Annotated in this window: 14 protein-coding genes and 1 pseudogene; 10 read left to right on the plus strand and 5 right to left on the minus strand. The window is 58.5% G+C overall.

The features are described 5' to 3' along the window. Nucleotides 1–93: 93 nt before the first annotated feature. The 4 genes from ACZZ0G_RS27660 (at nucleotide 94) to ACZZ0G_RS27675 (ending at nucleotide 3,726) form a co-directional block, all read left to right on the plus strand. Nucleotides 94–987 (plus strand): LysR family transcriptional regulator, encoded by an 894-nt coding sequence (locus ACZZ0G_RS27660; protein ID WP_463558377.1) that lies wholly within the window; start codon nucleotides 94–96, stop codon nucleotides 985–987. Nucleotides 988–1,119: 132 nt separating this feature from the next. Further along, entirely contained in the window at nucleotides 1,120–2,586 is a 1,467-nt protein-coding gene (locus ACZZ0G_RS27665) for a nucleobase:cation symporter-2 family protein (RefSeq protein ID WP_463558378.1), read from the plus strand. A 67-nt stretch (nucleotides 2,587–2,653) separates the two neighbouring features. Next, nucleotides 2,654–3,127, plus strand: a complete 474-nt coding sequence (locus ACZZ0G_RS27670; protein WP_463558379.1) for an LEA/WHy family protein — start codon at nucleotides 2,654–2,656, stop codon at nucleotides 3,125–3,127. A gap of 53 nt (nucleotides 3,128–3,180) precedes the next feature. Further along, a complete protein-coding gene (locus ACZZ0G_RS27675; RefSeq protein ID WP_463558380.1) occupies nucleotides 3,181–3,726 on the plus strand; it encodes a GNAT family N-acetyltransferase in 546 nt (181 codons plus the stop codon). A gap of 136 nt (nucleotides 3,727–3,862) precedes the next feature. Here the strand turns inward: ACZZ0G_RS27675 and ACZZ0G_RS27680 are convergent, their stop codons facing one another. After that, nucleotides 3,863–4,786: a carbon-nitrogen hydrolase family protein gene (locus tag ACZZ0G_RS27680; RefSeq protein WP_463558381.1), complete on the minus strand. Its 924-nt coding sequence runs from the start codon at nucleotides 4,784–4,786 to the stop codon at nucleotides 3,863–3,865. Nucleotides 4,787–4,870: 84 nt separating this feature from the next. On the opposite strand from ACZZ0G_RS27680, the gene ACZZ0G_RS27685 reads away from it, so the two are divergent. Beyond that, a complete protein-coding gene (locus ACZZ0G_RS27685; protein WP_463558382.1) occupies nucleotides 4,871–5,779 on the plus strand; it encodes a LysR family transcriptional regulator in 909 nt (302 codons plus the stop codon). 4 nt (nucleotides 5,780–5,783) lie between these two features. Here ACZZ0G_RS27685 and ACZZ0G_RS27690 read toward each other — a convergent pair whose 3' ends face one another. After that, nucleotides 5,784–6,038 carry a hypothetical protein gene (locus ACZZ0G_RS27690; RefSeq protein ID WP_038363082.1) on the minus strand — a complete coding sequence of 85 codons (255 nt, stop codon included), beginning with the start codon at nucleotides 6,036–6,038 and terminating at the stop codon, nucleotides 5,784–5,786. Between the two features lie 154 nt (nucleotides 6,039–6,192). On the opposite strand from ACZZ0G_RS27690, the gene ACZZ0G_RS27695 reads away from it, so the two are divergent. Continuing rightward, a complete protein-coding gene (locus tag ACZZ0G_RS27695; protein WP_016982860.1) occupies nucleotides 6,193–6,510 on the plus strand; it encodes an ElaB/YgaM/YqjD family protein in 318 nt (105 codons plus the stop codon). A 217-nt stretch (nucleotides 6,511–6,727) separates the two neighbouring features. Here ACZZ0G_RS27695 and ACZZ0G_RS27700 read toward each other — a convergent pair whose 3' ends face one another. Then, the gene (locus tag ACZZ0G_RS27700; protein ID WP_463558383.1) at nucleotides 6,728–7,768 is read right to left on the minus strand and encodes an Ldh family oxidoreductase; all 1,041 of its coding nucleotides are present in this window, start codon (nucleotides 7,766–7,768) and stop codon (nucleotides 6,728–6,730) included. A 228-nt stretch (nucleotides 7,769–7,996) separates the two neighbouring features. On the opposite strand from ACZZ0G_RS27700, the gene ACZZ0G_RS27705 reads away from it, so the two are divergent. Continuing rightward, a complete protein-coding gene (locus tag ACZZ0G_RS27705; protein WP_463558384.1) occupies nucleotides 7,997–12,862 on the plus strand; it encodes a dermonecrotic toxin domain-containing protein in 4,866 nt (1,621 codons plus the stop codon). Nucleotides 12,863–12,931: 69 nt separating this feature from the next. On the opposite strand, the pseudogene ACZZ0G_RS27710 reads toward ACZZ0G_RS27705, so the two are convergent. Continuing rightward, nucleotides 12,932–13,201 (minus strand): annotated as a pseudogene (locus ACZZ0G_RS27710) (PepSY domain-containing protein). A gap of 152 nt (nucleotides 13,202–13,353) precedes the next feature. Here ACZZ0G_RS27710 and ACZZ0G_RS27715 point away from each other — a divergent pair. Then, nucleotides 13,354–14,355, plus strand: a complete 1,002-nt coding sequence (locus ACZZ0G_RS27715) for a FecR family protein (protein ID WP_463558385.1) — start codon at nucleotides 13,354–13,356, stop codon at nucleotides 14,353–14,355. A gap of 56 nt (nucleotides 14,356–14,411) precedes the next feature. Here the strand turns inward: ACZZ0G_RS27715 and pvdQ are convergent, their stop codons facing one another. Beyond that, complete coding sequence (gene pvdQ / locus ACZZ0G_RS27720; RefSeq protein WP_463558386.1) at nucleotides 14,412–16,757, minus strand: bifunctional acylase PvdQ; 2,346 nt, start codon at nucleotides 16,755–16,757, stop codon at nucleotides 14,412–14,414. A 537-nt stretch (nucleotides 16,758–17,294) separates the two neighbouring features. Here pvdQ and ACZZ0G_RS27725 point away from each other — a divergent pair. Both ACZZ0G_RS27725 and ACZZ0G_RS27730 read left to right on the plus strand, forming a co-directional pair. Continuing rightward, nucleotides 17,295–18,098 carry a hypothetical protein gene (locus tag ACZZ0G_RS27725; RefSeq protein WP_463558387.1) on the plus strand — a complete coding sequence of 268 codons (804 nt, stop codon included), beginning with the start codon at nucleotides 17,295–17,297 and terminating at the stop codon, nucleotides 18,096–18,098. Between the two features lie 631 nt (nucleotides 18,099–18,729). Further along, on the plus strand, nucleotides 18,730–19,107 hold the full coding sequence (locus ACZZ0G_RS27730; RefSeq protein ID WP_077572726.1) for a fe2+ zn2+ uptake regulation protein: 378 nt from the start codon (nucleotides 18,730–18,732) through the stop codon (nucleotides 19,105–19,107). Nucleotide 19,108 lies beyond the last annotated feature (1 nt).

The raw sequence follows: 19,108 nt of genomic DNA on the forward strand, positions 1-19,108 counted from the left end.
CACCTGACCGGGGGAAGTGGTTGCAGGATGCGCCGTCGGATACATTAGAAAAATAGCCGAATAATTATCCTGACTTTATCCGGGAGTAATGTGATGTTGGGTCAACTGCACGACGTTGATTTGCAGCTGTTGCGCCTGTTTGTGCGGGTGGTCGAGTGCGGTGGTTTCAGTGCGGCCCAAGGTGATCTGGGCCTGAGCCAATCGAGCATCAGCCAGCAAATGGCCAAACTGGAAACCCGCCTCGGCTACCGTTTGTGCAGCCGTGGCAAGGGGGGCTTCAGTGTTACGCCCAAGGGCGAGCAGTTGCTGATCGCGGTGCGTACGTTGTTTGAATCGATCGAAACCTTTCGCCATCAGTCCAACGGCGTCGCCGGGCGCTTGATCGGTGAGGTGCGTCTGGGGATTTCCGAGTCAGTCGATCAATCTGTATTACAACGCGTGGCCGAGGCGATCCGGCGCTTTCGCGAGCGCGATGAATCGGTGCGCATCGAACTGATCACGGCCATGCCAGGCGAAATGGAACGCCTGCTGTTGCAACAGCGGCTGGATCTGGCAATCGGCTATTTCTCGCAAGTGCAAAGTGCCTTCGACTATCGCCAGTTGTTCAGCGAAACCCAGCATTTGTATTGTGCCCCGGGAAATCCGTTGTTCACCGATGAGGCGCCCAGCGATGCCGCTTTACAGGCGTGCGACCGGGTCGATCACCCCTACCGTTTTTTGCGCAGTGACGAGCCGTTTCAGGGCAAGGTCTGCTCGGCGCGGTCGGAACAGGTTGAGGGTACGCTGACGTTTATTCTGTCGGGTAAACATGTGGGTTATCTGCCGGATCACTATGCCCGGGGCTGGCAGGCCAAGGGTTTGCTGCGGCCGGTGCGTGAGGGCGAACTGAGCTTTGACGTGGCGTTTCATCTGGCCCGGCATCGGGCGCAGGTGCCGGGAGATGCGCAAAAAGCCTTCGAAGAGGATCTGCTCAGCGCATTTGCATGAATCGTTTTAGCGCCCAACGCCTGAAAAACCTGACCTTTCAGGCAGTTATTGCTCGTTGCCCTCGCCGCCCTCTTCCGGCATCCTGCGCCTCCATTTTCTGACCCGGCCCCGCCTCCCGGCGCGCAAAACACCATGACCGCCTCTGTAAAAGCCCCGCGCAACAACGACCTGATCTACGGCCTCAACGACCGTCCGCACCTGACCGCCACCGTATTTGCCGCACTGCAACACGTGTTGGCGAGCTTCGTCGGCATCATCACCCCCACGCTGATCATGGGCGGCGCCCTCGGTCTGCAAAGTGAAATCCCCTACCTGATCAGTATGGCGCTGTTCGTGTCCGGGCTCGGCACCTTTGTGCAAGCCAAGCGCTTTGGTCCGGTCGGTTCCGGATTGCTGTGCCTGCAAGGCACCAGTTTTTCCTTTATCAGCGTGATTCTCAGCGCCGGGTTCATGGTCAAGGCACGCGGTGGCGGCACCGATGAGATCCTCTCGACGATCTTCGGTGTGTGCTTTTTTGCCGCGTTCATTGAGGTGGTGCTGAGCCAGTTCATCGGCAAACTGCGCATGCTGATCACCCCGGTGGTCACTGGCACCATCATCACGCTGATGGGCCTGTCGCTGATCAAAGTAGCGATGACCGACATCGCCGGCGGTTTCGGCGCGCCTGATCTGGGCGCGGCCAGCCATATCTTCCTCGCAGCGTTGGTGATCGGCACTATCGTCGTGCTGAACCGCGTCGACGTGCCGTTTCTGCGCCTGGGCGCGATCGTTATCGGCCTGACGCTGGGCTACGTGGTCGCCTGGCTGATGGGCACGGTAGATTTCGCCTCGATGCCTGAGGTGCCGCTGGTCAGCGTGCCGGTGCCGTTCAAGTACGGTTTCAATTTCGACTGGGTAGCGTTCGTGCCGGTGGCGGTGATTTTCCTTGTATCGCCGCTGGAGGCTGCCGGTGATCTGACCGCCAACTCGATGATCTCCCGGCAACCGGTCAAAGGCCCGCTGTACATCCGCCGGATCAAGTCCGGCCTGCTCGCCGACGGTCTCAACTCGGCGATGGCGGCGGTGTTCAACAGCATGCCGATGGTGACCTTTGCGCAGAACAACGGCGTGATTCAACTCACCGGCGTGGCCAGCCGTTACGTGGCTTTCTTCATTGCCGGTTTGCTGGTGCTCCTCGGCCTGTTCCCGATGATTGGTGCGGTGCTGCAACTGATGCCGAAACCGGTACTCGGCGGCGCTGAACTGGTGATGTTCGGCACTGTGGCGGTGGCCGGAATCAAGATCCTCGCCGAGGCCGGCCTGCATCGACGCAACATGCTGATCGTGGCGATTTCGCTAGGCATGGGCCTGGGCATCGCGGCGGTGCCGGAAGTGTTGCGCGAACTACCGCAAGCGCTGCGCAACATCTTCGAATCGCCGATCACCGTTGGCGCGTTGTGCGCTATCGTGCTGAATATCTTCCTGCCGGAAGAATTCATCGAGCTGGAAGAAGACGATTTCGACCCGGAAGCTTCTATTCTTCAGGTCATGGAAAACCCGGACATGCCGGCCAAAGGTGAACCTGCCCCAGCGGCGACTGTCGCACAGTTGAACCGCTAACGTCTGGCCTCTAAATGAAAGGGCTGAACCGATAGCGGTTCAGCCCTTTTTTGTTGAGAGACTGTTTATGCGCCGCTTGCACGCCGTCATTCTGTCGTTACTGCTGCTGTCCCTCAGCGCCTGCGCGCTGTTCCCCAACCGTGATCCGGTGAACATCAACGTGGTCGGCCTCGAACCGTTGCCGAGTCAGGATCTGGAAGTACGTTTCGCCATCAAGTTGCGCGTACAGAACCCCAATGAGACGGCCATCGACTACAACGGCATCGCTTTGGACCTTGAGGTCAACGGCCATTCGCTGGCCTCCGGTGTCAGTGATCAAAGCGGCTCGATCCCGCGTTTTTCCGAGAGCATCGTCACAGTCCCCGTCAGTATCTCGGCGTTCTCGGTGCTGCGCCAGACGCTCGGCCTGAGCCAGTCGCAAACCCTCGACAACCTGCCTTACGTGCTGCGCGGCAAACTCGCCGGCGGTTTGTTCGGCACCATGCGTTTCGTCGACAGCGGCAAGCTCAGCCTGCCCAAAGCCACTGCCGCGACCTGGTAAAAATGCGTTAGCCTGCTTCGTTCCTTAAAGACATTCATGGAAGCTGCAGGTTTATGGAAGACATACCGACGCTGTACACCGAACGACTGATTCTGCGCCCATTGCAACTGGCCGATGCCGAAGCCGTGCAACGCGAATTTGCGCATTGGGACGTGGTGCGTTATCTGAACGCGGCCGTGCCATGGCCGTACCCGGAGGGCGGTGCCCTCGCCTATCTGCGCGACATTGTCTTGCCGGCGGTCGCGGCGGGCAAGGAATGGCCTTGGACGATTCGCCTGAAATCGGCACCGGAACAATTGATCGGCAAGATCAGCCTGATGGATCAAACGGACAACCACCGCGGTTTCTGGCTGGCGCCGGCGTGGCAAGGTCAGGGTTTGATGACGGAAGCCTGCGCGGTGGTGACCGATTACTGGTTCAACGTTCTGCAACGCCCGGTGATGCGCGTGCCGAAAGCGGCGCCGAACATTGGCTCGCGAAAGCTCTCGGAGCGCGCGGGGATGCGCTTGATCCGGACAGATGAAGGCGATTTCGTCGGTGGGCGTTTCCCACGGGAGCTTTGGGAAATCACTCGGGAAGAATGGCAGCAACGCCACTGACCTCGCAGACACACCTCCGGTCCACTGTAGGAGTGAGCCTGCTCGCGATAGCGGTCTGCCAGACACCATAATCGTTAACTGACAGATTGCTATCGCGAGCAGGCTCACTCCTACAGGTTTTGTGTCAGCCAGTGGGTTATGTGTTGAAGCGCACCCCGGGCTTGGCGCGTTCATCCACTGACAGCTCAAACACATCCGGCCGCGCATAGTGACCGACCACATCGTAGTCATACCGTGCCCGCACCAGTTCATCGGTGTCGATTTCAGCCGTCAGCAACCCCGCCTCACCGCGCAACGGGCCCGCCAGCACATCCCCCATCGGCCCGACAATCACGCTGCCACCGGCAATCAGCGGCCGATCCGCCGGCCAGTTGGCAATCTCGACGCCCAGCGCCTGAGGCGATGCCTGCACCTGACACGCACTGACCACAAAGCAGCGGCCCTCATGGGCGATATGACGCATGCTGACCTGCCACATCTCGCGCTCATCGACGGTCGGTGCGCACCAGACTTCAATGCCCTTGGCGTACATCGCCGTGCGCAGCAGCGGCATCATGTTTTCCCAGCACACCACCGCGCCGAGTTTGCCGACCTGCGTGTCGAACACCGGCAAGGTCGAACCGTCGCCCTTGCCCCAGATCAGCCGTTCGGTGCCGGTGGGCATCAGTTTGCGATGTTTGCCGACAAGTCCGCTCTGCGGATCGAAATACAGCGCGGTGCAATACAACGTGCTGCCGGAGCGTTCGATCACGCCGATCACCAGATTGGCCCCAGTGCGCGCCGACAGACCGGCCAGCGCTTGCGTCTCGACGCCCGGCACATCGATCGCGTTGGCAAAATAACGGGCGTAGGCTTCGCGCCCTTCCGGCAGGCGATACCCGAGCTGCGTGCCAAAACCCTCACCTTTTGGATAGCCGCCCAGCAGCGCTTCCGGCATTACCACCAGCGCTGCGCCAGCCTCGGTGATTGCGCCTTCCCAACTGAGAATCTGTTCCAGGGTCGCGTCTTTGCCTTCGGGCAAAGCGCCGATTTGCAGTGCAGCAACAATTGATTTGGCCATTGCGGTGACTCCATCAGGTTCGGATGTTGCTGATTCTGCGGCGCCACGCGATCATGAATAAAGCCCCGCTCACTGCTGAATGATATGAACCAAATGAATATCGCCACCGTCGACCTCAATCTGCTGAAAGTCTTCGAAGCCCTGCATGAAGAGTCCAGCGCCAGCCGCGCGGCATTGCGACTAGGGGTCACACAATCGGCGGTCAGTGCGGCGCTGCGCCGGTTGCGCGAGGTCTACGGCGATCAGTTGTTCGTGCGCACCGGGCGCGGACTGGCACCGACGCTCAAAGCCAATCAATTGAAACCGGTGGTCAGCGAGGCACTGAACAAATGTCGGCAAAGCCTGGCGATGGTCGACCCGGCGGCGAATCAGTACGACGGCCGCTCGGTGACGGTGGGACTGTCGGATGACTTCGAGATCGCCTACGGTCGCCGCCTGATCGAGGAAGTTGCCCACTGTGCGCCGCAGCTTCGCTTGATATTCCGTCAGACCCACAGCCAGATCGTCGCGCGTGACCTGATGGAGCGCAGCATCGACTTGGCAATCACGGCAGGTGGCTTTGCCGAACGCCTGCTCAGCCGTCAGGTGTTGGGCGAAGGGGGTTATGCGTGTCTGGTTGATCCGGCGAGCCTTGCCGCCGGCCAGCAGCAGATCGATCTTGAGGAGTTCGTCGCCCGCGAGCACATTCTGGTGTCGTCCGGCGGTTTTATCGGGATTACCGATGAAGGTTTGGCGGCGCTGGGCCTGAGTCGACGGGTGTGCGCCTCGACCACGCATTTTGCCGCGCTGCCGTATCTGCTCAAGGGCAGTCGGGCGGTGGCGACGATTCCGGCGCATGCCGCCGAGAGTATCGCGACACTCAGCGGTTTGGCGCTGTTGCCCTGCCCACTGAAATTGCCGCGTTACCCGATCGAACTGGGCTGGCGCACCAGCACGCAGATCGACCCAGTGGTGATCAAAGTGCGCGAGGCGATTGCCGCAACGTTCACCTGAGACTTTACTTATTGGCGGCCATCAGGCGATTGACTTCACTGCGCACCATGTTGGCGAACTCCGGCGGCGACATGCCGTCCAGTTCGGCGCGGACCCACTCGGCCCATTTGCCTTTGCGCTTGGCGCGCTCACCGAACAAACGCGCGGCTTCGCCTTTGGCTTTGCCCAGATTGTTCTGCCAGAGTTCGAACAGACGGGATTTCTCGTCTTCCAGCGCAGCGCGCTCTGCGAGGGATTTGTCGGCCAGATTGAAACTCATGGGGAATTATCCTGCTGCGTAAAATGGCGACATCTTACACGCTCGACGGAAATCTCCCGCGCAGGTTTTTCTTTCTGGCCTAAATTCAGTGCAACTTTTTGCTCAGCGCCACACTCCATTGATCACTGTCCATTCAACTGCAAGGAGTCACCCAATGGCCCGCAAATCCGCCGTGCAAGCCGCCGAAGATCAAATCAAGGATCAGGCCTTCAGCGAACTTCAGGCTCTGATTGAAGAGTCCGACAAACTGCTCAAGAGCAGCGCGTCACTGGTCGGCGAAGAAGCGGAAACGCTGCGCGGACAAATCGCCCTGAAACTGCAGCAGGCGCTGGACTCGGTATCGAGCGTGCGTGATCGCACCAAGCCGGCGGTCGATGCCACCGAAAGCTACATCGGCGGTCATCCATGGCAGACCGTAGCGATCTCCGCCGGATTCGGTCTGGTGGTCGGTTTGCTGCTCGGCCGTCGCTGAGTCAGACACGCATAAAAAAGGCGAACCCACTGGGTTCGCCTTTTTTATGCCTGCATGTTTTTACCAGTTTTGAATCAGTTTTGGCGCTTTCAAAACCTGAGCTGAGCTCGATCTTTCACGTCGGCGCATATCCCCCCATTCACCCCGGTCAGTCCCCTCTCCCTCTGGGCGGTCCGACGTTTCGGGAGGGCTAGGGTGAGGGGCTTTTGATCTTTGATCACTCCCCCGCCAACTCACGCAACTGCGCCAATGTCTGCGCATCAACCACAATACCCTCAGCCAACGACTTACTGCGCTGCCAATGCCGACGATCCCCCGGCAGACGCTTGAGCCCGACACCGTGCATCTGCCGAACCAACTCGCCACTGCGCTCGGCAAAACTTTGCCCGGCAGCCTTGCGGGGGTCGATGACGATCAGCAACTGCCCGGTCCACGGCGTTTTCGCCCCGGGATGATTGGACCAGTCGAACTCAAAGGAGAAGTTGCCCCCCGTCAGCGCTGCGGCCAACAGCTCAACCATCATCGACAGCGCCGAGCCTTTATGCCCGCCAAACGGCAACAGCGCTCCGCCCTCAAGAATCGCCTTGGGATCCTGAGTCGGCTGACCGAGGCTGTCCACGCCTATCCCGGCAGGCAGCCGCTCACCTTTGCGCGCGGCGATCTGCACATCGCCATGAGCAATCGCGCTGGTGGCCAGGTCGAAGACAATCGGCGCAGCGCCGGCCCGTGGTGCGGCGAACGCAATCGGGTTGGTGCCGAACAGTGGCCGGTCGGCGCCGTGGGGCACCACGCAGGTCATGCTGTTGACCACACTCAGCGCCACCAGACCTTCATCGGCGAAAGGCTCGACATCCGGCCACAGCGCGGCGAAGTGATGCGAGTTGCGAATCGCCAACACGGCAATCCCCGCGCTACGCGCCTTCTCGACCAATAACGCTCTGGCGGCGGCCAGCGCCGGTTGAGCGAAACCATTGCCGGCATCGACACGGACAAACCCGGAGGCGACATCTTCGACTTGCGGCACCGCGTGACCGTTGACCCAGCCGCTTTTCAGGGTCGAGACATACCCGGGAATGCGGAACACGCCGTGGCTGTGAGCACCATCGCGCTCGGCGCCGGCGCAGTTGGCGGCCAGCACTTGCGCGACTTCGGCAGAGGTGCCGTGGCGAAGAAAGATCGTTTCAAGCAGGTGCGTCAGCGCTTCGAGAGACAACGAGGACGAGACAGCAGAAGACACAGGATCGTGTGGCGCAGACATCTGAAGCTCCAGAATGATTATTGGAGGGAACAACAGCGTACGGACGACTTGCCCACCGATTAACCATGGCGGAGCTGTCGGCTGTCAACCCTTGGATGGGTGATGACCGACATTGACCCATGGCACATTTCCACTCGGCATGTGCGGTAACTATGTACCGCCTGCGCGGCGACTTGCGCTCCTACTCTTGAACTCCCCGCCCAAGGCGCCCCGTTCAGAGTTGCGAAGATGTCCAGCCCGCTGCTGTTTCCCGACATACTCAAATCCACAGGCCGGCATGACGAGTTGAGTCGTACACACGGCCTCAACAGTAAAGATTTCAGCTGGCTCGCCCATGTGCAACTGGCGACCCACGCCCTGCGCAGCGAACAAACCCCACCCATGCTCGCCGAACGCATTCTGCTTAACGCCGACAAGCAACTCGCCGTACCGCTGGCCGGCAGTTTTATTCTCGGCACCGGGCCGGATGACAACGGCGTGTTTTTATACACCCCCTACGACGGTCTGAAAAAATACAGCGATCACAAGGCCCTGACAGACGCCTTGCAGACACGCCTGGACAACGCTGAGGAAACCGATGATCTGTTCGCCTTTCTCACCGTTTCGCTACGTAAAGAGCTGGTAGAGAAACGTGGTATTACCCTGACCCGCGAAACGATCAAGGGCGATGTGTTTGACGATCAAACAGCCTCGATCAGCGAATCCCGCGACGCCTGCGCCCGCGATCTGCTGGATGAACTGAAACGCCTGCCTTCGCTGACAACACTGCTGGAAAAGATTCTCGACGAACTGCTCGAACCGCACTTTAACGGTTTGCCGCAATCGCTCACCCGCGTCAGTTTGTTCACCGACACCACGTCCCATTCAGGGGATACCCGACGTCGGGTCGATTCATTGTCGCTAAGTGAAGCGCTCCTGCTGTATTTCCGCCGCCAAGGCTGGCCCCGCGGCCATACAGCAGAATTCTCCCACCCGACCCGTCCGCCCCTGGATGCTGACCGGGACGCGTGGGTAAAAGCGATCAAATCCGCGTCGGGAAAACTGACCATGTTGCTGTTTCGACAACTTGAGGTCTATTGGAATACCGCCGCATTTGAAGGCTCGTCCAGACGCACCTTCTTCAGCCAGACGCTGCAGGATCAGGTACGTGCCGATTTGATGATCAAGCGCGAAACGGAAATCCTCTCGGCCACCGAGTTCGACGCCCTGCACAGCTTGATTCGAGAGCCGAACGTGGGTATCCGGCGGCCGAACTTCGAAACGGTATGTCTGCGCGAGGAAACCGCTTATGTCGAGTTGGCCGGCTCGCTGATGATCAACCATGACAAGGCCTACCTCTACACCCCCACGCAAGGCTTGCAAGTCCTCACGAACTACGCCGACCTCAAACAAACGCTGACGGCCAAACTCAATGCTGCGGGACATGAGGACGAGTTGTACGGGCTCATGAATCTGGAGGAGCGCAATCGCTACCTGGGTTTCGCCAACGCTCAGGTTTCAGGAGAGAACATCGGCGGCGAAATCATCGCGACGCTGTTTGAAGCGATCCTCACCAAACAGCGCCAGAACGTTGAATTCGCCTTGCAGCTGTTTCGCCAAAGCGAGCGCACGATCGACATCCACGCGCTTTTCGATAAAGCGCTGGATATCCGCTCAATGATTCACGAGCGTCTGCTCAAGCTCGACGTCAACGAGCGGTGGAGTACGCGCCCGATGTTTACCAGCGCTCCGCCGTCCTCACTCGTGCAGGCCGACAAGGCGGCTCACCTGGCGACAGACCTCGAACGAACCCTGGACAATCTCTCCAGCCACTTCAAAGATCAGCCGACCACGAGCAGCACCGATCAGCGCGCCTTTCTCGAAGGCATTCGATGGAAACTGGCGCAGGCTTTCGAGGAGGGGGTGCGCGGGGAGGCGCACATAAGAAACCTCAGCGATTCCTGGCTGGCGGCCGAGCAAAAAATAGTTGATACAGTGTTCGATGCAAAACACGCAACCCGCATGGATCGCCAGTCACTCAATGGGTTCCGGCCGGATGCCTGGTCGCTCTCTCTCACCTGCGCCGGCCAAAGCGTTGTGCTGCCACTCGCTCATTGCGTTCTATTGACCGAGCGCGGAGGCATGGACGTCGAGCATTCCGGGCGCGCCATCCTGTGGACGCCGGCCATTGGCCTGGAATCGTTCGACGATATCGCCATTGCGCAGAAGCAATTGCAACGGCGCCTCGATGACAATGACCAATGTCGGACGCTGCTGGAAAACCTGCCTGTGAAGCAATATCAACTGGACCAGCAATACACGCTGGGCACCTTCCATTTGATTGAAGGCGACGTGTTGAACGATCGCATGCAATCGGCCATTGAGCATTTCCTGGCCCATTGCGAGGCTTTACGCGCGTGTATCACGGACAAGGACATCCTCTCGAATTATCTCAATCAAACGAAAAACACCGTCATCGATACGAACTTGCGCCGGGCTATCGAACTCGCGCGCGCCTTCGTCCGCCAGCGGGACTTTCCCGACTGGTTACGCATGGCCCCAGTCACGGAACAACGCACACAACTCGCACTGCTGGATGAGGTCCGCCGCAGTTTTATCGATGGCAAGGATTTTCTCGAGGCAGTCCCTGCTTTGGCCACTCACGTTGACCAGACGCTGAAGACACTGCTCGACGCCCGATTTCCGAACAACGGACTCATGCCGCAGGATATCCAGATCACTCCGAATCTGACGCTTGCCGGCCCGCCCTGCAACCTGCTTGATTTTGCTTTGCATCACTACAACATCGTGCAAGGCACCGGGTTCAAAGTCGCCTCGAAAGCAACCACAGCGTTGCCGACAGACTTTGATCAGTCTGCGGTACAGCGATTGTTGTCATCGCTCAATATCACCACCACCTATGTTGAGAAAGTGACTGAGGCACTATCAGGCAGCAATGAATCCGCACGCACCAGCAAAGAACGTTTTCTGCGTCAGCTGCCCTGGCAATTGATGCAGCACGCGCACTCGCTGAAGCTGCAACAGCAACTGTCAGAGACCGGATACGACTACATTTGTCAGGTTCTGGACATGCCGGACGCAATAGCGCGTGCCACCGTCAAGGGAGCGCACGCCATTGCAGGCCCGCTATCGTTGCTCAAGACCGAAGGCAGTGATGCGGTCGACGCCCTCGGCCTCTATGTCATCGGGCCTGGCGCAGGACACTCAGGGCCACGGGTGCTCTACGCCCCCTACTCCCGATATGTTTTTCGCGAATTCGAAAATGAAGCGCAGTTGGTGGACGCCCTCAATACACCTGGGCATTTCCAGGATCTGATCCTGCGACGCCTGCCCACCGAGCAACAGGCCGTTCTCAAGAACCTGTTGAAAACCACGATTGGCAAAGCCAGTGAAATCAAACTTCACAGCACAGCCATCAATGGCAATGTGCTGGAGCATTTTCACAAGGACACGCTCAGTCTTTTGCCGCGATTACTCAGCTGCCAGCAGCAGATCAATGCCCAATCCGACTGGGAAACCGCGAAATCTTTGTTCAGTCGCGGTGTCCGTCTGGTGCCTCACCTCTTGTCCGGCAAACTCGCCTCTTTGTTCTTTCTTTGGAAAAGCTACAAGGACTTCAAGGAATCCGCCGAAGGTCTTCAGGATCACCATTGGGCCAACGCTCTGAAAACCTTTATTGCCGGAGCGATATCGCTGTTTAGCCTGGGTCGTCTGTCGTGGGAAACGGAGGCAGAAGCGCAAACAGCCGAATTTGCCACCGATACGCCAACACCTGGACCAAAGGTTGCCAACACTGGCGTGAACACGACGGACAAAGCCGTTGTTCGCTGGTCAAAAGTGCCACCGCTCACGCCCTCTCGCGTCAACTTGCAGCCTTATGAGACCACCACCGCACTCGAGAGCCTCAAGCTTGAGCCGCCGAAACTTGTTTATATGGATGCATCGGGTGCGCGCCAGTATGCGGCGATTGCCGGCAAGGTCTATCCGGTCATGGAGGCCGAAAAAACCTGGTACTTGCGCAAAAAAGACGGGGGCCGAGGGCCGGCCCTGGAGAAGAAAAACTCACGACTGGTGCTTGCCCGCCCCGGCCAGCCCGTGCATCGCTGCCGATCAAAGCGGCGCAATCAGCTGCAAACCCGAGTTGAGCAACACTGTTCGATTCTGATGCATATCCAGGCCCGAGGGATGGCGCAGATCCATCGCCAATATCCCGCCAGAGCCTTCGTGTTACAGCAAGCTGTCGCCCGGGCAAGAACCTACGCGCTGAATTGCCTGCATAACTTTGTCGTCCATCGCGATAACCTGGGGGGCTCTCGCGTGGAAACGGTTCTCAGAGATTTTTTCGACATCTCGCAGGTGACGCCCATGTTCCTGACGAAAATCGAGAAGGTGATCCTGCCGATCTGCCGGGAACTGACTGACCCAAAAGATGACTTGCTCTATACCGACCGCTTTTTCGTTGGCCACAACGAGCGTTACGATGACGATACGGTTGCCTTTGTATTCAAGGAAGACACGCGAAGGGTCATCCACTTTACCGAACATTTTTTCAACCCGAGACTGGATACCTATACCGCTTTTTTGCCTCCCAGATTCAATGTGGATTCCCACGCCCGCGCAGTCACACTGCTCCACGAACTGTCGCATTTGATCTGCGACACCGAAGACTTTGTCCCCGTAGAGTCAATGAGTCCATTCCCTGACCTTATCGACATCACCGTCCCGGATGGGCATCTGCTCAAAGCGAGCCTGGAACGCTATCGTAAATCCTTGTCCCGCTCCGCTGACCCTTCACGACTATTCGTCGAAAAGAACAATACTGGGGTGTGGGTGGATCTTGACCAGTTGCCTGAGCACGCCAAGGCCTACAAAAAACTACTCAGCCTGACCAAAACCGCAAACCTTGCAGAGGCTCGTAAAGCAATTCGCCATCCGCTCGCCAATGACGCACGTATTGACGTGATACTGGCCAATGCCGATTCGATCGCACTGCTCATCAGCGAAATGGGCAGGCAACTGGATCCGCCACAGGTGCCGATCGCCCTGCCGGCTCCAGCGTCAAGTCAGGCGCAAACCCTGCAAACGTTGCCGTGATTATCGAAAAAATGCGCCGGGTTTAAGCCGGCGCATTTTTCATAAGCTCACTGCGTGTTTACAGCGTCATCAATCCTTCTGATCCCGCAAAACATTGCCCGACGCGCCGTCGATGCGGAACTCGTAAACAACGCCGTCAGCCTTGCGCCCCTCACCTTTCCAATAGCCGTTGTTATCGGCCTCGATCTCATAGACCTCGACATAACCGGCCTTGGTTTTAACGATTTCGATGGCTTTTTCGATGGTTACTCAACCAGCACCCGGTTTATCTGCCAACGCGGCGCCCGCACTGAACAAAGCGGCAGTGGCGATTAAGGCTGCGAATGTCTTTTTGATCATTTTTTCACTCCATTTGTGGATAGTGGTCATTGTCGTCCTGCTTTTTGGGCGCCTGAGCGAAAAATAAGTTCCACTTTGATGGGTAAATGCCATGACGGTTGTTCTCGGTAACTTCCCGACAAGGTTAGAATGTGCGAAATCAGGACGAGTCAATGACCCAAGACACCCTCTCGGAAGCAGAATACGATGCGATCACCGATGCCGCCGCGCATTGGTGCATGCGTCTGCACGCCGCCGACTGCACGGACGAAGAACGTCGCGCATTCCAGCAATGGCACGATGCTCATCCACTGCATGCGTTCGAGTATGAAGCCATGCTGGAAATCTGGGATGTGGCTGAACACTTGCCACGCCCGGAATCTGCTGCGGTCATACCCGCGCGTCAGCCTTCACGCGCGTGGCGTCAATTCGCAGTCGTTGCAGGTGTCTGTGCGCTCGCATTGCCGCTGGCAGCGTATACCGGCTGGAATCTGGGCTGGCTGCCCGACAGCTATCAGCATTTCGCCGCCACCGATAGTGTCCGCCAGGTCACGCTGAGCGATGGCAGTCAACTTGAACTGAACCTCAACACCGATCTGACCTTCAGCAATTACAAGGACGAACGCCGTGTCACCCTGAAAAAAGGTGAAGCGTTCTTCACAGTCAGCCACGACATGGCCCACCCGTTTGTCGTCCGCGCAGGCGAAGGCAGGATTCGGGTGACGGGTACGCGTTTCAACGTGTGGATGTATCAGGATCAAGTGCGCGTGAACCTGATCGAAGGTTCGGTGCTGGTCACCAGCAATCGCTCACTGCCCGGCGACGGCTTGCGCCTCGGCCCCTCGATGCAGGCACGTTACAAGCAGGGCGACTACATGCCGCAGATCAGCGAGACCTACCCTGGCGACACGTCACTGACCTGGCGCAACGGCAAACTGGTGCTGGACAACCTGGCGTTGAACGAAGCACTACCACTGATCAACCGTTATCTGAGCAATCCGTTGGAGCTGGCCGACACCAGCACGGGTTCCATTCGTGTGGGCGGCATCTACAACATCAAAGAGCTGAACAACCTGGCCAACAGCCTGCCCAAGGTGCTGCCTGTCTACCTGACCCGTAACAAGGCTGGTAACCCGGTGATCAACTCGATACCGCAACAGCCGCCAAAAAGCTGAAGGCCGCACTCCTTGCAGGATGCAGCCTTCTGGCTCGAAACGATTAACGCTCGACTTTACTGAGCGGCGACTTTCCCCGCCTTGTCCACTGTTTCGCGCACGGTCTGTACCTGATATTGCGGGTCAGCCTGAATCTGCTGTTCGGTAAACGGCAGCACACTCCACTGCTTCTTCGAAAACGCCTCGGTCTGATCCCGCGAATATTTCGATGCCGGATCGCTCGACAACGAGAATGCCAGCAGGCCTTGAGCGTGCGGACCCTTGTCATCGAAGGTCACGACCTGCAGATAGCTGGTGCCACTGACCACTTCGAGTTTGCCGTCTTCACGTGGCACGCTCTGGATGGCGTTGTAGATGCCCAGAGTGCCCGGGCCACCATGAATCGGCGTTTGTTGCCCGCCACTGCTGACGACTTGAATATCACCCCAGCGGGTTTGCGGCTTCAGGCCCATTTTTGTGCTCAACTCGACCGACGCCAACATGGCCTCACGCAGCGCCTTGGCCACCGCAGGTTGCTCGAATGCCAGGCCACGCGGAGTGTGTTGAGCGTCTTTGGGATCGAACGCCACGCGCCAGACATCCGGCGAAGCCTGCAATGCCTGCATGATGTTCTGGAAATGCACCAGGCCCAGACCTGAATCCAGATTGGCCCGACCATCCCATGCCTTGAGGCTGGTGCATACCGGCTTCAGCGCCTGGGTATCTGCGCCAAGGTCAGAGCCACAGAACTTCAGCAGATCCGGTACCACCTGAGTCGCCAGATACACCTGATCGTCCATCACCATCTGCTGCAGATCCTTCACTGCCAACGGACCTTTCTTGCTCAATGTGCTCAGGCGATCCAGAGCAAACCGGGAGCGCAGGCCCAGTGGCTGCCCCTCCTGACTGATCAGCGGCGAGAAACCGGTCAGCGGTTGCGCCGGGTTGGCCAGCCATGCCGAGTCATTGGAGTGCTGGACGAAGTCCTTGCGCAGCAGTTGCGGCAACTGGCTGGAAGCATAAATACCCTTCTGCGCAGCTGCAGGGTCAATGTCCCACGCGCACGCGCTGCTGGAGCCATCCAGCACAATCATTTGTGTGCCGATACGCGGGTCGCTGCACTTGGCCAGTTTCTCGGCGTTGACGTTCGGCACCACCGACAGGTTCATGTACAGCGTCTGGCCTTGGTCATCGACAGCCAAAGTATTGACCCACGGAATGCCTTGAATCTTGTGTACCGAATCCTGCAGTTGCGAAAGGGTGGAAGCCTGATTCATCGCGTACCACTGGTTCAGCACCCGATCATTGTCGATATTGGCATCGCGCAGGCTATAGGCGAACTGATTGTCCCAGTCGAGCTTGCCCGGCCATTGCACGATCGGCCCGAACTGCGAGCTGTAGACATCACGCGAGACTGGCACCACCTGCCCGTCCGCCTGTTTTACCTGCACGGTCACGGTCTGCTTGTTCAGTGGCAATGACTTGCCATCGAGCAGATAACGTGTGGAGTCCTTCGGATCGAGTTGCAGGCGATACAAGGTGAAGTGCTTCGACGAATCGACCGTGTGCGTCCAGGCCAGATGCTGGTTGAAGCCGATATTGATCATCGGCAGGCCCGGCAAGGCGGCGCCCATGACGTCGAGTTTGCCCGGAATGGTCAGGTGCATCTGATAGAAGCGCATGCCGCCGACCCAAGGGAAATGCGGGTTGGCCAGCAGCATCCCGCGACCGTTGAACGAACGCTCGCTACCCACCGCTACCGCGTTACTGCCCCGGTCCAGGGCAAAGCGTTGCTGACGGGCATCGGCCAACTGATAAGCCTGCACCTTTTGTTCGACCCGCGCTGTTGCTTGCGGCGGTGTGGCACCGGCCAAGGCCTCGGCAAACTGACCGACCCCGCCTTCGACCAACAGACGGCGGGTCAGCTTCACCAGATCTTCCGGTGCGATGTCTCGCACCCACTCGCCCTGACACTGTTGCGGCAAGCCTTGCGGGCGACGCTCGGCCAGATAGCGGTTGTAGCCGGCGGCATAACCTTCGACCAGATCACGCACCTGCGCAGGCTGCGCCTGCCAGAATGCCTTGACCGCCTCGGGTGTGTTGAGCCAGGTAAAAAATACGTCGCTGACGCGGTTTTCACGTTGCTCGACGGTGAACTGATCCGGGCCGAAGTAACGTGAACGCTGGCCGTTGACGGTCACGATCTCGTTGGCCAGCAGACACAGGTTGTCCTGCGCATAGGCGTAGCCGATGCCGAAACCGAGCCCGCGCTCGTCTTGCGCGCGAATATGCGGCACGCCAAAGGCAGTGCGGCGAATATCGGCGCTTACATCCGTGGCCGGGCTGAACGCATGGGCTGAGCAACTCAGTCCGAAAAACACGCTGGCAAGGGTCAGTCCGGTTAACTGTCTGGAAATAATCACGCTCGCTCCTGATCGACATGCCAAAGAGCGGATCAGGCGCTGGCGCGGACCCGCTCTGGAAACACCCACGCGTCCACGCGCAATGAGCCTGTCGAAGAAACGAAGCAAAAGAAAAAAATTTAACCGCTCTGCGCAATTCCCCGAACGCAGAATCAAAAGCCCCTCACCCTAGCCCTCTCCCGGAGGGAGAGGGAACTGACCACGGTGACTGTGAGACATGCGCCGACGTGGAATACCGAGCCGTATTCGAATACCGAAGCAGATCAAAAGCCCCTCACCCTAGCCCTCTCCCGGAGGGAGAGGGAACTGACCGCGGTGACTGTGAGACATGCGCCGACGTGGAATACCGAGCCATATTCGAATACTGAAGCAGATCAAAAGCCCCTCACCCTAGCCCTCTCCCGGAGGGAGAAGGAACTGACCGCGGTGACTGTGAGACATGCGCCGACGTGAGATTCCGAGCCATATTCAAATACTGAAGCAGATCAAAAGCCCCTCACCCTAGCCCTCTCCCGGAGTGAGAGGGAACTGACCGCGGTGACTGTGAGACATGCGCCGACGTGGAATACCGAGTCATATTCAAATACTGAAGCAGATCAAAAGCCCCTCACCCTAGCCTTCTCCCGGAGTGAGAGGGAACTGACCGCGGTGATTGCGAGACATGCGCCGACGTGGAATACCGAGCCGTACTCGAATACAGAAGCAGATCAAAAGCCCCTCACCCTGGCCCTCTCCCGGAGGGAGAGGGAACTGACCGCGGTGACTGTGAGACATGCGCCGACGTGGAATACCGAGTCATATTCAAATACTGAAGCAGATCAAAAGCCCCTCACCCTAGCCTTCTCCCGGAGGGAGAGGGAACTGACCGCGGTGATTGCGAGACATGCGCCGACGTGGAATACCGAGCCGTATTCGAATACAGAAGCAGATCAAAAGCCCCTCACCCTAGCCCTCTCCCGGAGGGAGAGGGAACTGACCGCGGTGACTGTGAGACATGCGCCGACGTGGAATACCGAGCCGTATTCGAATACTGAAGCAGATCAAAAGCCCCGCACCCTGGCCCTCTCCCGGAGTGAGAGGGGACTGACCGCGGTGATTGCGAGACATGCGCCGACGTGGAATACCGAGCCATATTCGAATACCGAAGCAGATCAAAAGCCCCTCACCCTGGCCCTCTCCCGGAGGGAGAGGGAACTGACCGCGGTGACTGTGAGACATGCGCCGACGTGGAATACCGAGCCGTATTCGAATACCGAAGCAGATCAAAAGCCCCTCACCCTAGCCCTCTCCCGGAGGGAGAAGGAACTGACCGCGGTGACTGTGAGACATGCGCCGAAGTGAGATTCCGAGCCGAACTCAGGCGTTGAATAGCACACAATTCGGCTCCCTCTCCCTCGGGAGAGGGCTGGGGTGAGGGGCAGCTCCAACAAAAATCAAAAGCCGCCCCCTGTGCTTCCCACCACTCAACAGGATGAGCGTTAGCTCGGCTGCAGCTCTTGATCTTGCCGTGCTGGCCCCTTCGGCAGGCTGAGTGGAGGGATTTATCCGGGGGGTGGGAGCGAAGCGACCGTTTGGCGAAGCCAAATGCATCGAGAGGAGGTGCAGCGAAGCAAACCGTAGGCGATGCCCCCGGATAGATCCCGTAACGAAGGAACCCCGAGCCTCAGCGAGGGGCCGAACGCCGGGGCCCAGCCTTTTGCTTACTTTTCGGCGTCTGGAAAAGTGAGTCGCTGTAAGAGCGAAACCGCCAGCCGCCACCCCAAAAACAACGGATATTCACCCAAAACCCCAAGAGCCTGGTCGGCCCAAAGGCCGCCACGCCCACCACAATTTCAACCCGCAATCACAAGAAAAAGACAAACCCCCGACAAATTTTCTACATATTTTCTTTCATGATTTGTCGTGCTGATACGTCTTGTTTAGAGAGAGCAAAAAAAACCTCCCCGATCAGGCTCTGAAAAGGAGTAATCGCATGTACAACTCGCAACTACCAACGGACGGTAGCCAGGCACCCAAAGGAGTTTCCATGAGCCCTCACGCGAGCGATTTCGGGCAACGCGTCGAGCGTCACGGTAACGAACGCATCCGGTTGCTGCTGAAAAGTTTCGGGCTGCGCACCAGCCTGATTCGTCTGAAAGTCATTGATGCCCTGCTGGTCGCCGCACAAAGCGAGCGGCGTCTGGGCGTGCGCGGCGTCCATAGCCAATTGCTGGATCTGGATATACCGCTATCGTTCCTCAGTGTGCGCGAGGTGCTCAAGCGCCTGTGCGCCGAAGGTGTCATCACTTTCAATGAAGACAAGAGCTACAGCCTGCATCCACAGGCTGCGGCAGTCCTCAACAACGATTGAA

This window comes from Pseudomonas sp. AC169 (assembly GCF_979258515.1).

What these genes read in the sequence shown, in the direction of transcription:
- ACZZ0G_RS27695 (WP_016982860.1), top strand. Translation starts at nt 6,193, where the DNA reads ATGGCCCGCAAATCCGCCGTGCAAGCCGCCGAAGATCAAATCAAGGAT.
- ACZZ0G_RS27680 (WP_463558381.1), bottom strand. Translation starts at nt 4,786, where the DNA reads ATGGCCAAATCAATTGTTGCTGCACTGCAAATCGGCGCTTTGCCCGAA.
- ACZZ0G_RS27670 (WP_463558379.1), top strand. Translation starts at nt 2,654, where the DNA reads ATGCGCCGCTTGCACGCCGTCATTCTGTCGTTACTGCTGCTGTCCCTC.
- ACZZ0G_RS27715 (WP_463558385.1), top strand. Translation starts at nt 13,354, where the DNA reads ATGACCCAAGACACCCTCTCGGAAGCAGAATACGATGCGATCACCGAT.
- ACZZ0G_RS27730 (WP_077572726.1), top strand. Translation starts at nt 18,730, where the DNA reads ATGTACAACTCGCAACTACCAACGGACGGTAGCCAGGCACCCAAAGGA.
- ACZZ0G_RS27685 (WP_463558382.1), top strand. Translation starts at nt 4,871, where the DNA reads ATGAACCAAATGAATATCGCCACCGTCGACCTCAATCTGCTGAAAGTC.
- ACZZ0G_RS27660 (WP_463558377.1), top strand. Translation starts at nt 94, where the DNA reads ATGTTGGGTCAACTGCACGACGTTGATTTGCAGCTGTTGCGCCTGTTT.
- ACZZ0G_RS27700 (WP_463558383.1), bottom strand. Translation starts at nt 7,768, where the DNA reads ATGTCTGCGCCACACGATCCTGTGTCTTCTGCTGTCTCGTCCTCGTTG.
- ACZZ0G_RS27690 (WP_038363082.1), bottom strand. Translation starts at nt 6,038, where the DNA reads ATGAGTTTCAATCTGGCCGACAAATCCCTCGCAGAGCGCGCTGCGCTG.
- ACZZ0G_RS27665 (WP_463558378.1), top strand. Translation starts at nt 1,120, where the DNA reads ATGACCGCCTCTGTAAAAGCCCCGCGCAACAACGACCTGATCTACGGC.
- ACZZ0G_RS27705 (WP_463558384.1), top strand. Translation starts at nt 7,997, where the DNA reads ATGTCCAGCCCGCTGCTGTTTCCCGACATACTCAAATCCACAGGCCGG.
- ACZZ0G_RS27675 (WP_463558380.1), top strand. Translation starts at nt 3,181, where the DNA reads ATGGAAGACATACCGACGCTGTACACCGAACGACTGATTCTGCGCCCA.